The sequence below is a fragment of the Winogradskyella rapida genome, from assembly GCF_042675845.1.
In the GTDB taxonomy this organism is placed as follows: domain Bacteria; phylum Bacteroidota; class Bacteroidia; order Flavobacteriales; family Flavobacteriaceae; genus Winogradskyella; species Winogradskyella rapida.
The window spans coordinates 2,164,211-2,179,852 of sequence record NZ_JBHTKM010000063.1 but is presented as its reverse complement, the minus strand read 5'-3'; the positions used below and the strand labels follow the sequence as shown (position 1 = coordinate 2,179,852).

Here is a 15,642-nt window from a genome sequence, read left to right as displayed (position 1 = left end):
TTTTTATCGCTTCGGATTATTAAGAATAATCAATGCTGCAATAACCCCAGGAACCCAACCACAGAGCCAAAGGAGAAACGTAATGATAATAGATCCGCAGCCTTTATCTAAGACTGCCAAAGGTGGACAAATAATGGAAAGAATAACACGCCAAAAACTCATATCTAGGGATTAATAGGATTGTTGTAACTATTTAGACGAAGGTGCCCCTTAATTGTTACATATTTAAATAAGAAACCCCGAATTAAGAACCTTTAACCTTGCCATTGGCCTTACAACCTTAAAAAAAATGAACCTAGAGCTAAATCAAAACCAAAAGGAGCTCATTAATTTTTCTAAAAATTGTAATTTTGCACCTGCTTATCAAAAAAGTGGAGATAAGCCATTAAAAATCAATAAGAATGCAACTTTCAGAACAAGAATTGGTCAGACGCCAAAAGTTAGAAAAGCTAAGAGCTTTAGGGATTAACCCTTATCCAGCGGATTTATATCCAGTTAACCATACTTCCAAACAGATTAAATCTGATTACGAAGAAGGTAAACAGGTTATCATTGCTGGTCGTCTAATGGCTATTAATATTCAAGGTAAAGCTTCTTTTGCTCAACTACAAGATAGTGAAGGTCGTATTCAAGTTTATTTTAACCGTGATGAAATCTGTGAAGGAGAAGACAAATCACTTTACAACGACGTTTTTAAAAAGCTTTTAGATTTAGGTGATTTCGTGGGTATTGAAGGCACACTTTTCACAACTCAAGTTGGCGAAAAAACGGTAATGGTTAAAGATTTTAAACTTTTAAGCAAAGCTTTAAAGCCTTTACCTATTCCGAAGCAAAAAGATGGAAAAACCTATGATGCTTTTACGGATCCGGAGCAACGTTACCGCCAGCGTTATGCTGATTTGGCTGTAAATCCGCACATAAAAGAAGTTTTTATAAAGCGTACTAAACTTTTTAATGCTATGCGTCAATTTTTTAACGACGCTGGGTATTTTGAAGTAGAAACACCAGTACTTCAACCTATTCCTGGAGGTGCTGCAGCACGTCCGTTTATAACACACCACAACAGTTTAGACATTCCATTATATATGAGAATTGCTAATGAGTTGTATTTAAAACGTCTTATTGTAGGAGGTTTTGATGGGGTTTATGAGTTTTCTAAAAACTTTAGAAACGAAGGTATGGACCGTACGCACAATCCAGAGTTTACCGCTATGGAAATCTACGTTTCTTATAAAGACTACAACTGGATGATGGACTTCTGTGAGCAACTTTTAGAGCATTGTGCTGTTGCTGTAAACGGAACTTCTGAAGCGACTTTTGGAGAACATAAAATTAATTTTAAAGCCCCTTATAAGCGTATCACAATGCGCGATTCTATCCTAGAATTTACAGGATTTGATATTTATAATAAGACCGAAGATGAAATAAGAGCCGCGGCCAAAGCCATGCACATTGAAGTGGATGAAACGATGGGGAAAGGTAAACTTATCGATGAAATCTTTGGGGAGAAATGTGAAGGTAATTATATTCAACCGACCTTTATTACGGACTACCCTAAGGAAATGAGCCCGTTATGTAAAGAGCACAGAGAAAACCCAGAATTAACGGAACGTTTTGAGTTAATGGTTTGTGGTAAGGAAATTGCCAATGCGTATTCAGAATTAAATGACCCAATTGATCAGAGAGAGCGTTTTGAGCACCAATTAAAACTAGCTAAAAAAGGGGACGATGAAGCCACAGAATTTATCGATCATGACTTTTTACGTGCTTTAGAATACGGAATGCCTCCTACATCTGGAATGGGAATTGGAATGGATCGTTTAATCATGTTCTTAACCAATAACCAAAGTATCCAAGAAGTATTATTCTTCCCACAGATGCGACCAGAAAAGAAAAAGGTAGATCTTAGCGATAATGAAAAAGCCATCTTAGAGGTTTTAAAAACGGAAAAACGTATGGATCTTAACGTCTTAAAATCACAATCAGGATTAAGTAACAAAGGTTGGGATAAAGGCATCAAAGGTCTAGGAAAACACGGACTAACTAAAGTAGAAAAAACAGACGACGGCTTATTTGTTGCGTTGGTTTAAAGTCTAAATAATATATCCATTACAAAAAAGAGAATCCTTCAAACGATTCTCTTTTTTTTGGTCTCACCCCACCTGCACGCCGCTGTTGATAAAGTTTTTACTAACTTAGCAACACACTATGGATCAACAACTCACCACTCATGATTAGAAAAATTGGCTTATTATCTCTACTTTTTGTCTTACTAAGCGCTTGCTCTAATGACGATGCCGACCAACTTATTGCAGCTTGCGATACCCCTACCGATGTTACTGCCACAGCCATTTCTCATCATTCTATAACGATCACTTGGTCGGCAAACGACGCCTCTTCATCTTACCGGGTAGAATATGGCCTTTCTGGGTTTACCGTAGGTAACGGAACCGCACTCCTAACCACCAATCCTACCGTTCTCATTGACCAACTAGAACCTAACACTTCTTATGATGTTTATGTGCAAAACCTATGCGACACCAACAATGAAAGTCTGCGTACCGCCTTGTATAATTTAAGTACCACATCAGCTCCTGTAATTCCTGAGTTTAAACCCCAATTATCTGAATTAAATTTATTTCTGGGGCCTTTAAACTCACTCAGTATTTCACCACAAGCCATTCCATACGAACTTAGCACACCGTTATTTACCGATTACGCCCATAAACAACGCCTTATCGCCTTGCCCGCAGGGACAACGATGGCATTTAACGGTGACGGACTCCCTATTTTCCCGGACCAAACAGTTATTGCTAAAACCTTTTTTTACAATAATGACGAACGCGACCTCAGCTTAGGACAACACATTATTGAAACACGAATTTTAATTAAAAGTAACGGCACTTGGCAAACCGGAAATTATATTTGGAATGAGGAACAAACAGACGCTACATTAGACTCAGAAGGCAGCACCCTTCCCGTATCTTGGATAGACATGGAAGGTACCCCCCAAACAGCGAACTATAAAATTCCATCAAACACAGATTGTTTTACCTGCCACGCTAATGCCAATACGGTGAAGCCCATAGGTCCAAAATTAAGATCATTAAATTTTGACATTAATGGCACTAATCAGTTAGAACAATGGATAAGCAATCAGCAGCTATCTGGAGTTTCAAGTAGTGCTTCCGTAAGAAGCCTTCCTAAATGGGACGACTCTAGTGTTTCCCTAGAGGAAAGAGCGAGAGCGTATATGGATATCAATTGCGCTCACTGCCATATTCCTGGTGGGCATTGTGAAGATTTATCAACACTTAATCTGGCTTATGAAACCCCTTTAGAGGATAGTGATATTGTAGAACAAGCTTTTCTTATTGATTATAGAATGAGCTTCTATTTAGACGGGATTAGTATGCCACTAATAGGCACCTCCATGCAGCACACCGAAGGCGTAGATCTTATTCAATCTTACCTCAATACCTTAGATTAAACCGCGTTAAAAAAATACTAAAGTCAGGCCCGTTATTAACATAACATTAATAGAATATGTATTTTCAACCGAATTTAAAAAAATTGACTATCTTGAAACACCTAAACTTAAGGCTACTCCTTGTAGTTACTACTTTTTTAGCATTTTCGTGTTCTACGGCTAAAAAAGCTGGCAAATCTAAAAAAGATGCCACCGCAACCACACAACGCTCAGGTAAAAAACCTGGAAAAAACGACCCTCAACCTTATGCTAAAGTCATCACTAAAGATGCTAAAAGCGACCAAGGTTTATTCACAGTACATACTGTAGACGACAAATTCTTCTACGAGATCCCTGACTCACTTTTCGATAGAGAAATGCTTATGGTGACTCGTATTTCTAAAACTGCATCAGGACTTGGTTTTGGTGGAGGAAAACTAAGTGAGCAAGTCTTACGATGGGAAAAGAAAAACAAAAAAGTGCTTTTACGTATGGTATCTCACCAAGTTGTAGCAGCCGATTCTTTACCTGTGCATGAAGCTGTTGAAAACTCTAATTTTGAACCTGTTATTGCAACCTTCCCAATTAAAGCTTTTAGTACAGATTCTTTAAATACTGTTATTGATGTAACAGACTTATTTGCAAAGGATGTTAAGCCATTAGGGTTTCCACAACGTGCGAGAAAACAATATAAAATTTCGCGTTTAGATGGTCAGCTTTCATTTATTGAATCTATTAAATCTTACCCAACTAATATTGAATCTAGAACGGTAAAAACGTATTCTGCAGGATCACCACCATCAAATTCTAACACCGGTGCTATCTCAGTAGAAATTAATAATTCAATGATTCTTTTACCGGCTAACCCAATGAAGCGTCGTTATTTTGACAAACGTGTAGGTTGGTTTACAAGTAGCCAAACTGATTACGGTTTAGAAGACCAAAAGAGTAAATCTGTTGAGTTCTTAGACCGTTGGAGACTAGAAGTTAAAGATGAAGATATTGAAAAATTTAAACGTGGAGAACTTGTTGTTCCTAAGAAACAAATTGTTTACTACATTGATAGAGCCACTCCAGAAAAATGGAGAAAGTACCTGAAGCAAGGTATTGAAGATTGGCAAGTTGCCTTTGAAGCTGCTGGTTTTAAAGAGGCTATTATTGCTAAAGACCCACCTTCTATAGAAGAAGATCCAGAATGGAGCCCTGAAGACGCACGTTACTCTGTAGTACGTTATTTAGCGTCTCCTATTCCAAATGCCAATGGACCTCACGTTAGTGACCCAAGAACTGGTGAAATCTTAGAAAGTGATATCAACTGGTACCACAATGTTATGTCTTTATTACGCGGATGGTTCTTTGTACAAACAGCGGCTATAAACCCTGATGCACAGAGTCCACAGTTTAAAGATGAAGTTATGGGACGTCTTATTCGTTTTGTATCTGCTCATGAGGTAGGTCATACTTTAGGTTTACCACACAACATGGGAAGTAGTGTTGCTTATCCTGTTGAAAAATTACGTGATGCTGAATTCACTAAAAAATACGGAACAGCACCATCTATTATGGATTATGCTCGTTTTAACTACGTGGCACAACCTGGTGATGAAGGTGTTGCTTTAATGCCCGAAATAGGAACTTATGACAAGTATGCTATTTCATGGGGTTATAGACCAATTTTAGACAAAACACCAGAAGAAGAAAAGCCTGTTCTAAACGAATGGATCACCAAGCATGAAGGTGACCCAATGTACCGTTTTGGACACCAACAAGCTGGTGATGTAGTAGACCCTAGCTCACAAACAGAAGATTTAGGTGATGACGCTATGTTAGCGAGTGAATACGGTATTAAAAACTTAAAACGTATTGTACCTAATCTTATTGAATGGACTACTGAAGCTGGTGAAGATTATGACGATTTAGATGAAATGTATGGACACGTTGTGTCACAGTTTAACCGTTATATGGGACATGTTTCTAACAATATTGGTGGTGTTTATGAACATTACAAGACCTCAGAGCAAGAGGGTGTAGTTTACACTGCTGTACCTAAAGCACACCAGAAAAAAGCAATGGCTTTTATTCAGAAGCAATTGTTTGAAACACCAGAATGGTTAATAGACAAAAACATTTTTGATCGTATAGAGTTTACAGGTTCTGTTGAACGTGTAAGAGCGATGCAAGCAAGAACCCTAAACAACATTTTAAGTCTAGGAAAAATGCAACGTTTAATTGAAGCTTATACTTACGATAATAAAGCTTACGCTTTAACCGATATGATGAGTGATCTTCGTCAAGGAGTGTGGAGTGAATTACGTACCGGTAAAAAAATAGATACCTACAGACGTAATTTACAACGTGCTTATATTGACCGTTTAGAATATTTAATGGCTGCAGAATCGCCAAGACAAAGCAGAAGATCTAGTGCTTATGTAAAGGTAACACCAGTAAACACAAGTCAATCTGATATTAGAGCCGTTGTTAGAGCCGAATTAAAGACTTTAAAGAATCAATTACGTTCAGCTCGTGGTGGAGATACGATGAGTAAAATCCATATCGCAGATGCTATAGAACGTATCAACCTTATTTTAGATCCTAAATAGATTTAAAACCTTATTTACTTTATATAAAGACTTCAAGTTCGCTTGGAGTCTTTTTTATTTACGCCTTTTTGTACGTGCCGCAAACCTCATAAAAACGCCCCTTCTAGCCCGTTCTAATTTATTACAGACTGTTAAATTCATTGTTAAAATACCATAACGTATTAAACGTTTTAACATTTATAGCATCTAAACAGATATAACAATAAAATAAAACAACATGAAAAAATTAGTAATTATTGCCCTAGTATTGGTTACTGCTACCGGGTTTGCACAGAGAAAAGACCGTAAGAACAACGATAAAGGAACGCGTTCAGAAATGAGAGAAACAATGTCTGCTAAAGATATTGCTGACCTAAAATCTAAAAAACTAACCTTAAAGCTAGATTTAACCGAGGCTCAACAATCCAAAGTACAAAAGGTTATTTTTAAGCAAGCTGAAGCTAATGAGAAGTTAAGAGCTGCTCATAAAGCGGCAAGAGCAGAAGGAAAACAAAAGCCTACAGCTGAAGAGCGAGTTGCTCGTGAAAATCACAGACTTGATCAGATGATTGCCATGAAGCGTGAAATGAAATCTATCTTAACCGAAGAACAATATGCTAAATTCGAAAAAATGAAACCACAACGTGATCAAAAAAGAAGAAAGCATAACGGCGATCGCAAAGATCGAGGAGATAGAAAATAAGGTATAGCCCATTAAGCTAAAAGAAAAAAAGTATCGTCAATGGCGATACTTTTTCATTTTATTGATTTAAATTGTTACTTTAGTCTTCTAATTTTAAATAATTAATCCATAATGAGAAAAATAATTACGCTTTGCCTATTTGCTTTTGCACTTTTTTTAGGAACACAATCTGCTGTGGCACAAAACAGTAAATTAGAAAAAAACACGGAATTAAATTCTATAATCAACGCTAAAGCTGCTCAGAAAACAGAAAGTTTGGCAAAAATGATTGATCTTGAAAAAGAGCAGTTAGATGATGTTTACGATGTTGTAAGAACTTACACTTACGATTCTTACATGATTAATCAAACTAAAAACGAAGATAATAGAGAAGCGATTGCTGCTGTTGAAGCACAATTTGAATCTGGTATGGAAGAAGTATTGACACCAACACAATACAAACGTTATAAAACTTTAGTGAACCATTAATTGTCGTTTCACTCATAAAAAAAAGTCTCGCCAATGGCGAGACTTTTTTTTTGTTACAAGGTTTTAGCAATATCCTCTACGGCTGCTATGGTTTCATTTAAATCCTCATAAGATAAGGCATCGGTTATAAACCAAGTTTCAAAGGCACTCGGTGCAATATAAATACCACGATCAAGCATTCCATGAAAGAAAGCTTTAAACGTCTCATTATTACCTTCTGCTGCGGTGTCAAAATCCGTGACTGCCGTTTCAGCAAAGTGAACAGAGATCATTGAACCTATACGGTTAATGGTATAGGTAATATTATTTTTATCTAAGGCCTGAGCCATTCCTTCATGAAGGTATTTGGTTTTTGCTTCTAGCCTTGTCATTAAATCAGCATCTGCATGAATCGATTTTAGCATTGCTAATCCGGCTGCCATAGCCAATGGGTTACCACTTAATGTTCCTGCTTGGTACACCGGACCTAAAGGCGCCAAATGATTCATAATTTCATTCCTAGCAGCAAAAGCTCCTACTGGTAAGCCACCACCAACAACTTTACCAAAACAAACGATATCGGCATCTACTTGCATTAATTCTTGCACCCCACCTTTAGCCAATCTAAAACCGGTCATGACTTCATCAAAAATCAATAAGATATTATGAGCATCACAAAGGGCTCTTAAGCCTTCTAAAAAGCCATCTACAGGTGGAATACAACCCATATTACCCGCAACAGGTTCTATAATAATGGCTGCAATTTCATCTTTATTTCCTTCTACAAGTGTCTTTACATTATCCAGATCATTATATCTTGCTAATAACGTATCTTTAGCTGTACCTTCAGTTACTCCAGGACTATTAGGTGTCCCAAAGGTTACCGCACCACTTCCGGCAGCAATTAAGAACGAATCGCTATGCCCATGATAACAACCTGAAAATTTTATAATTTTATCTCTTTTCGTATAGCCACGTGCCAATCGAATAGCACTCATACAAGCCTCTGTACCCGAATTTACAAAGCGAATTTTATCAATATTAGGAACCATAGAAACCGCTAATTCAGCAATTTCAGTTTCTATTGCTGTAGGCATGCCAAAAGAAGTTCCTTGTTTTGTTTTTTCTACAACAGCATCGACAACAGGTGGAAACGCATGCCCTAATAACATAGGTCCCCACGAGTTTATATAATCTATAAAACGGTTACCATCTTCATCGTAAACATAAGCCCCTTTTGCAGACTTCGCAAAAATCGGAGTTCCACCAACAGCATTAAACGCTCGAACCGGAGAATTCACACCTCCAGGAATAACTTCTTGAGCCGCTTTAAATAAAGCACTACTTCTTTGATATAACATAAATTAATTAGGAATAATAAGTTTCTGACCTATGGTTAGGTCATTTGATTTTAAATTGTTTTTGGATTTTAAAGCCTCAACTGTTGTCTTATACAAACGCGAAAGCGAATATAAGGTATCGCCTTTGGCAACAATATGACTCGACGTTTTATCCTTTTTAGGCCCTTCAATAAGGGTTGTTGATTTCCGACTTGAAGTTCTCTTAGTTCCACTCAACACTTCTTGGTCATATTGATATAACTTATAGCGTTCAATTAAACTGATTAACTTTTCTGGGTATTTTCTATCGGTAGCATATCCGGCCGCTCTTAAGCCTTTAGCCCAACCTTTATAATCGTCCTGATCTAATTGAAAAAGCTTAGCATAACGACTACGCCCGGTAAGAAATAAAGAATGATCCTCATAAGACATTTCGGCTTTATCGTATTTTCTAAAACACTCTTGAGAGCGATCATCATCATGGTAAATTTTTGCTCCTTTCCATCCGTGACATTTAATTCCGAAATGGTTATTTGCTTTTACAGCCAAGCGCCCACTACCCGAACCCGACTCTAAAATTCCTTGAGCAAGTGTAATACTTGCCGGTATCTTATGACTGTGCATTTTAGACTTAGCGATCTCGGCATAAAGACTAATATACTTCTCTACACTACTTGGTGGTTTTGATGTGGTAACAACGGTTTCTTTTGGCGCTGTAGGTTCCACAGTTTTATTCGTTTCTTTAGCAACGGTTCGCTGAGACGAGCTACTTTGTTTCTTTTTGGTTACAATTCCTTTCTTAGGACCACAACTCATGGCTAAAACAGCCATCAATAAGATTACAGACTTCAATTTCATATTTTATACTTCAATTAAGGGGCGATTTTTACGTTTCAACATGTTATTAACACCAGCTATTCCTTGTAAACCTCCGGTATGAATAGCCAATATTTTAGAATCCTCAGGGAAATATCCGCGATCTATTAAATCGAAAATACCGAAGAGCATTTTACCTGTGTAAATAGGATCTAAAGGCAACTGATAGGCCTTCTTAAAGTTATTAATAAACGTTACCAATTCAGGCTTTATTTTACCATAACCTCCAAAATGATAATCCTTAATCAGGGTCCAATTTTCTTGCGTTGCAAACTTACGAATATCTTCTTGCAAAAAATCACCTTTTAAAGCCGGAAAACCCAATATTTTCTGATGCTTTTGAGAAGCATTTATCAGTCCTGCTGTCGTACCACCAGTACCAACCGCACTACAGATATAATCAAATTGTGCATCTTCGGGTGTTAAAATTTCTTCGCATCCTTTTACGGCCAAGTTATTGGTTCCGCCTTCAGGAAGAATATACACGCCTTTAAATTCTTGTTCTAATTCCTGTAAAAACTCAGGATTCATTTTATTTTTATAGACCTCACGCGTCACATACTTTAAATGCATTCCACAAGATTGTGCAAATTCTAAAGTAGCATTTAACTTACGCTTGGTCGCTAATTCCTCTCCACGGATAATCCCTATGGTTTTTACGCCGTAGGTTTTACCAGCATAGGCAACGGCCGCAATATGATTAGAGAAGGCCCCGCCAAAAGTGAGCATTGCTGTTGCGCCTGTAGCTTTTAGAGCCTCTAAATTGTATTTTAATTTTCGAAATTTATTTCCAGATATAAAAGGGTGAATTAAGTCTTCACGTTTAATAACAAGTTCTATAGACGAGTGCTTAAGCTTTAAAGCTTGATTTTGAATGGGAAAGTGAAACAAACTATTAGTATTTTACGGCACTTGAATCTTCAATGTTGTGACCTTGTAACACCATCTGAACCCAATACAACCTCAGGATTGAACCTCTATTATTTTTCGCCTTAAAAATAAGATTTAAATTTGAAAACAGGTCTAGATTTTAGATACTCCGAATCTTTTTCATGGGCATAAGCCTCGCGCTCAAAGCTTAAATTCTGATAAGCACGTTGCCAATTTTTATAACGGATTAATCGTATTAAAAATTCCAACGCATAGATTAAATAAAAAGGCAATACCAATAATTCCAATTGTTGCCTAAGGTGAATACGTTCATGATTAAGAAGAACCTTATTCTGTTTTAAGCTCCTATCTTTTAAAACAATAAATGGAAATAGTGTAATCCCCACATACCCTCGTGGCACCAAAAATTTTGAAATTACAATCATACACTTCAGACTTCAAAAATTAAACCATTCTCTAAAAAACAAGCTAAAGCCCTGTAAATACCTGTATTAGACGCACTCCATTTTTTCTTATAATTAGCGTATCTTTGTTTACCTATGAAAAAATATGTTCCTATTGAAGACGGCGACTATTATTTAACCCCTGAAGGCTACCGTTGCTTTACAGAACAATACCACTTAAAACGCGGGTATTGTTGTGAAAGCGGTTGTAGACATTGCCCGTACGGGTTTAATCCATCGACGACACTCAAGGCCAATAAAAATACCATAAAAAAGAAGTAATGCAAAGCACCAAATTATCTTTTAAAGACCAAATATTAGAAGGCATTCCTAACATCTTACCAGCACCAAAACCTTATGACGCTGCTATGAACCACGCGCCTAAGCGCAAGGCTATTTTATCTGCTGAAGAGAAAAAATTAGCTCTTAAAAATGCCTTACGTTATTTTGACAAGAAAGATCATAAAACCTTATTACCAGAATTTAAAGCAGAATTAGAGACCTATGGTCGTATTTACATGTACCGCTTAAGACCGGATTACAAAATGTATGCGAGACCTATTTCTGAATATCCTGCACAATCCTCTCAAGCGGCAGCTATTATGCTTATGATTCAGAATAATCTGGATTATGCCGTTGCACAACACCCGCATGAATTGATTACCTATGGTGGTAACGGTGCGGTGTTTTCAAATTGGGCGCAATACCGCTTAACGATGAAGTATTTAGCGGAAATGAATGACGAACAAACCTTAGTGATGTATTCTGGTCATCCTATGGGACTGTTTCCATCGCATAAAGATGCGCCTAGAGTTGTGGTCACTAACGGAATGATGATTCCTAACTATTCGCAACCCGATGATTGGGAAAAGTTCAATGCCTTAGGCGTTACGCAATACGGCCAAATGACAGCCGGAAGTTATATGTATATTGGACCGCAAGGTATTGTACATGGAACAACCATTACTGTACTAAATGGTTTCAGAAAAATTAAAAAACCCACCAAAGGTCATCTTTTTGTTACCTCTGGTTTAGGTGGTATGTCTGGTGCACAACCCAAAGCCGGAAACATTGCTGGTTGTATTACGGTTTGTGCTGAAGTGAATCCTAAAATCACACAAGTACGACTGGATCAAGGTTGGATAGACGAAAAAATTACAGATCTAGATGCGCTTGTCGCCCGAGTTAAAACCGCGAAAGTTCAAAAAGAAACCATTTCTATTGCTTACTTAGGTAATGTTGTAGAAGTTTGGGAAAAATTTGATGAGGCTGAGATTCATATCGACTTAGGAAGTGATCAAACCTCTTTACACAATCCATGGGCCGGTGGCTATTATCCGGTTGGTCTTTCTTTTGAAGCGGCCAATGAAATGATGGCGCAAGACCCTGATCAATTTAAAGAAGCTGTACAAAACTCTTTGCGCCGCCATACGGATGCCATCAATAAGCACACCGCTAAGGGGACCTATTTTTTCGATTATGGAAATGCTTTTCTCTTAGAAGCTTCGCGCGCAGGTGCAGATATCATGGCTGAAAATGGTATTGATTTTAAATACCCAAGCTATGTTCAAGATATTATGGGACCAATGTGTTTTGATTACGGTTTTGGCCCCTTCCGTTGGGTATGTGCTTCAGGAAAACCTGAAGATCTAGCCAAAACAGATGCTATTGCTTGTGCCGTTTTAGAAGACATTAAGAAAAATTCACCTGAAAAAATTCAGCAACAAATGGCTGATAATATTCAGTGGATTAAAGGCGCTCAAGAGAATAAGCTCGTCGTAGGCTCACAAGCTAGAATTCTCTATGCTGATGCCGAGGGACGTATGAAAATCGCACAAGCCTTTAACGATGCTATTGAAAAAGGTGAAATAGGCATGGTTATTTTAGGTCGTGATCATCACGATGTCTCAGGAACCGACTCTCCTTATCGCGAAACTAGTAACATTTATGATGGCTCGCGCTTTACAGCAGATATGGCCATTCAAAATGTGATAGGCGATAGTTTTAGAGGTGCGACTTGGGTGAGTATTCACAACGGTGGTGGTGTCGGCTGGGGCGAGGTCATTAACGGAGGCTTTGGTATGGTTCTTGATGGTACTATGGAAGCATCAAAAAAATTAAAACAAATGCTGTTTTGGGACGTTAATAACGGAATTTCTAGACGAAGTTGGGCTAGAAATGAAGGGGCTCTTTTTGCAATAAAACGCGCCATGGAGATCGAACCAAACTTAAAAGTTACTTTGCCTAATTTCGTTGATGATGGACTCTTAAATTAAGTATAATTAAATTCAAACCCATTATGAAAAAACTACTCAAATTCACTCCAATGTTTCTTTTATTCATAGGATTAGCCTCGTGTAGCTCCGTTAAAGTGGCTGCAGACTACGACCGAGAAGCTAATTTTGATAATTATAAGACCTTTGCTTTTTTTAAACCGGGTATTGATAAGGCCGAAATAAATGATTTAGATAAACGCCGCATCTTAAGAGCCATTGAAGCAGAACTCATGGCAAAGGGGTATACCAAATCTCAAAATCCAGATATGCTAGTTAGTATTTTTACCAAATCTAACCAACGTGTAGATATCTACAACAACGCCTGGGGCCGTGGAGCTTGGGGCTGGGGTGGTTACGGTGGTTGGGGCTGGCGTACCGGTTGGAACAACAACCAAGTTTCTACAACTACGGAAGGCATGCTTTTTATAGATCTTATAGACGCCGATAAAAAGGAATTAATCTGGCAAGGCTCTGGAACAGGATCTCTTGAAACCAGAAATATGGAAAAGAAGGAAGCACGGATAAAAGAGTTTGTCTCAGAAATGATGCTCCTTTTCCCTCCAGACAAACAATAATGATACACACTATTTTTAGACAAAGCATTGGAACCTTCCAATGCTTTGTTCATTTGAAGACATCAGTTATTTTAGATTAAATTCAAAAAGTCTACCTTTGCCGACTTTTAAAAGCAAAAATTATGTTCGGTCAAAACACCCTGAAAACCTTCACCAAAAACCCTAAAAACGATATTCTAGCGGGTATCACGGTATCTTTAGCAATGATTCCTGAGGTGGTTGCCTTCGCCTTTGTGGCGCAAATAAGTCCTATTGTTGCCCTTTTTGGTGCCTTTATCATCGGTATGATTTCTGCACTTTTTGGTGGAAGACCTGGATTAATCTCTGGAGCGGCTGGAGCCGTTGCTGTTATTTTTGTTCATATGATCCAAGAAGGCCATGCGAAAGGCTTATTATTTGATTCGCCTGTGGAAAATATGGGTTACTTCTACCTTCTTGCCGCCGTTGTCCTTATGGGAATCATTCAAATATTAGCCGGTGTTTTTAAGCTTGGTAAATTTGTACGCTTAATTCCGCATCCCGTAATGCTAGGTTTTGTTAATGGTTTAGCTATCGTCATCTTTATGGCACAGTTAGGTATGTTTAAAGAAAATACCAAAGACCTCTTTGGTCAGAACATGCGTCAGACCGAATCTCAAGAATTAATTTATAATGTTAATAACAACAGTGTAAACGATTTAATTTCAGACACACAGTTGTTCTCTATTGACGGCCAAACTGTAAAAAATAGTAATACCGGCGAAGCGGTATTTATCATTTCAGACCATCAAGTCTACGATGTAAACACTAAAAAAGTGGTGTTTAATTATGAAGACAATGGCTTTTATTCTGTAAAAGACAGCGGCGTTGTAAAATCAACAATGCAGGGTAAGAAATTATATATTATGATAGGCTTAGTACTCTTAACGATGCTTATTATTTGGGGTCTACCACGACTTACTAAGAAAATGCCAGCGGCATTAACCGCTATTTTAATTGTGACCTTAATTTCAATTTTTGGTGGTTTAGAATCCATTAATGTTGGTGATTTCATTAGAGATGGTGGAGGTGCTGGTTTAAATGGTTTTGATGAATTGTCTAGCAAACTTAACCTCGGAGAACTTTGGAGCCATCTTCCATTCAATTTAGATACCTTAAAATTTATTGCTCCTTATGCCTTTTTAGCAGCTTCTGTAGGACTTATTGAAACGTTAATGACTATGAATCTTGTAGATGAACTTACCGATACAAGAGGTGATGGAAACAGAGAGTGTGTGGCTCAAGGTGCAGGAAACATGGTTAGTGGTATTTTTGGTGGTACTGGTGGTTGTGGAATGATTGGACAAACCGTTATTAACATCAACGCTGGTGGCCGAGGCCGTTTATCTGGTGTTATGATGGCCGTAACCCTTTTAACCTTTATTTTATTCGCAGATAAATATATTGAGCAAGTCCCTATTGCTGCCCTAGTTGGGGTGATGTTTATGATGGTGATTGAAACTTTTGCTTGGTCTAGTTTCCGTATCATGAAAAAAATACCGGTTTCAGATGCTGTGGTGTTAGTCATTGTATCCGTGGTGACCGTAATTTTCGATTTAGCAATTGCTGTTTTTGTTGGGGTTATCATCTCGGCATTAGCCTTCGCTTGGGAAAATGCTAAAAAGATTAGAGCGCGTAAACGTATTCAAAACGATGGCACTAAAACCTATGAAATCTGGGGGCCTTTATTCTTCGGAAGTATTACTGCGTTTAACGAGAAATTTGATATTAAAAATGATCCTGATAATGTAGAGATCGATTTTGTTGAAGCACGTGTTTCCGACCACTCTGCTATTGAAGCGATCTTTATTATTGTTGAAAAATATCAGGCTGAAGGTAAAACCATTCGATTAAAACACTTGAGTGAAGATTGTAAAATATTACTCTATAAAGCCAATCCTAAATTCAAAGATGTTATTGTTGAAGCTATTGATGATCCGCGTTATCATTTGGCCGCTAACCCAGAAAAATTTACAAAACCCTTGTCAGAATATAACGTTTAAGGTTAAAACCGCCTTTAAATAG

General features: G+C 37.7%; 14 protein-coding genes. 9 read left to right on the top strand and 5 right to left on the bottom strand.

All coding sequences use genetic code 11. From position 1 onward, the window contains the following. Positions 1–3: 3 nt before the first annotated feature. Positions 4–162 carry a YqaE/Pmp3 family membrane protein gene (locus ACFQ13_RS16690; protein WP_114308615.1) on the bottom strand — a complete coding sequence of 53 codons (159 nt, stop codon included), beginning with the start codon at positions 160–162 and terminating at the stop codon, positions 4–6. Positions 163–401: 239 nt separating this feature from the next. Between ACFQ13_RS16690 and lysS the strand changes: the two genes are divergently transcribed. From lysS to ACFQ13_RS16665, 5 genes are all read left to right on the top strand, one after another. Beyond that, complete coding sequence (lysS, locus tag ACFQ13_RS16685) at positions 402–2,090, top strand: lysine--tRNA ligase (RefSeq protein ID WP_386119378.1); 1,689 nt, start codon at positions 402–404, stop codon at positions 2,088–2,090. Between the two features lie 140 nt (positions 2,091–2,230). Beyond that, entirely contained in the window at positions 2,231–3,490 is a 1,260-nt protein-coding gene (locus tag ACFQ13_RS16680; RefSeq protein WP_386119376.1) for a fibronectin type III domain-containing protein, read from the top strand. A gap of 89 nt (positions 3,491–3,579) precedes the next feature. Then, positions 3,580–6,069, top strand: coding sequence for a zinc-dependent metalloprotease (locus ACFQ13_RS16675; RefSeq protein ID WP_386119490.1), 2,490 nt, complete (start codon positions 3,580–3,582; stop codon positions 6,067–6,069). Between the two features lie 217 nt (positions 6,070–6,286). Next, complete coding sequence (locus ACFQ13_RS16670; protein WP_386119374.1) at positions 6,287–6,751, top strand: hypothetical protein; 465 nt, start codon at positions 6,287–6,289, stop codon at positions 6,749–6,751. A 111-nt stretch (positions 6,752–6,862) separates the two neighbouring features. Continuing rightward, positions 6,863–7,219, top strand: coding sequence for a hypothetical protein (locus tag ACFQ13_RS16665; RefSeq protein ID WP_386119370.1), 357 nt, complete (start codon positions 6,863–6,865; stop codon positions 7,217–7,219). 53 nt (positions 7,220–7,272) lie between these two features. Here ACFQ13_RS16665 and hemL read toward each other — a convergent pair whose 3' ends face one another. The 4 genes from hemL to ACFQ13_RS16645 all read right to left on the bottom strand — a co-directional run bounded on the left by hemL (position 7,273) and on the right by ACFQ13_RS16645 (position 10,730). Next, positions 7,273–8,559 carry a glutamate-1-semialdehyde 2,1-aminomutase gene (gene hemL / locus ACFQ13_RS16660; protein WP_386119368.1) on the bottom strand — a complete coding sequence of 429 codons (1,287 nt, stop codon included), beginning with the start codon at positions 8,557–8,559 and terminating at the stop codon, positions 7,273–7,275. Between the two features lie 3 nt (positions 8,560–8,562). Continuing rightward, positions 8,563–9,396: a glucosaminidase domain-containing protein gene (locus tag ACFQ13_RS16655; RefSeq protein ID WP_386119366.1), complete on the bottom strand. Its 834-nt coding sequence runs from the start codon at positions 9,394–9,396 to the stop codon at positions 8,563–8,565. A gap of 3 nt (positions 9,397–9,399) precedes the next feature. After that, positions 9,400–10,305 carry a 1-aminocyclopropane-1-carboxylate deaminase/D-cysteine desulfhydrase gene (locus tag ACFQ13_RS16650; protein WP_386119364.1) on the bottom strand — a complete coding sequence of 302 codons (906 nt, stop codon included), beginning with the start codon at positions 10,303–10,305 and terminating at the stop codon, positions 9,400–9,402. A gap of 101 nt (positions 10,306–10,406) precedes the next feature. Continuing rightward, positions 10,407–10,730 carry a hypothetical protein gene (locus ACFQ13_RS16645; RefSeq protein WP_386119362.1) on the bottom strand — a complete coding sequence of 108 codons (324 nt, stop codon included), beginning with the start codon at positions 10,728–10,730 and terminating at the stop codon, positions 10,407–10,409. Positions 10,731–10,844: 114 nt separating this feature from the next. Between ACFQ13_RS16645 and ACFQ13_RS16640 the strand changes: the two genes are divergently transcribed. From ACFQ13_RS16640 to ACFQ13_RS16625, 4 genes are all read left to right on the top strand, one after another. Beyond that, positions 10,845–11,030 carry a DUF5522 domain-containing protein gene (locus ACFQ13_RS16640; protein WP_114308605.1) on the top strand — a complete coding sequence of 62 codons (186 nt, stop codon included), beginning with the start codon at positions 10,845–10,847 and terminating at the stop codon, positions 11,028–11,030. Further along, on the top strand, positions 11,030–13,024 hold the full coding sequence (locus ACFQ13_RS16635; protein ID WP_386119360.1) for a urocanate hydratase: 1,995 nt from the start codon (positions 11,030–11,032) through the stop codon (positions 13,022–13,024). The genes ACFQ13_RS16640 and ACFQ13_RS16635 overlap by 1 nt, the downstream gene beginning before the upstream one ends. A gap of 23 nt (positions 13,025–13,047) precedes the next feature. After that, on the top strand, positions 13,048–13,599 hold the full coding sequence (locus ACFQ13_RS16630) for a DUF4136 domain-containing protein (RefSeq protein ID WP_386119358.1): 552 nt from the start codon (positions 13,048–13,050) through the stop codon (positions 13,597–13,599). Positions 13,600–13,721: 122 nt separating this feature from the next. Beyond that, positions 13,722–15,620 (top strand): SulP family inorganic anion transporter, encoded by a 1,899-nt coding sequence (locus tag ACFQ13_RS16625; protein WP_386119356.1) that lies wholly within the window; start codon positions 13,722–13,724, stop codon positions 15,618–15,620. The last annotated feature ends 22 nt before the right edge of the window (positions 15,621–15,642 follow it).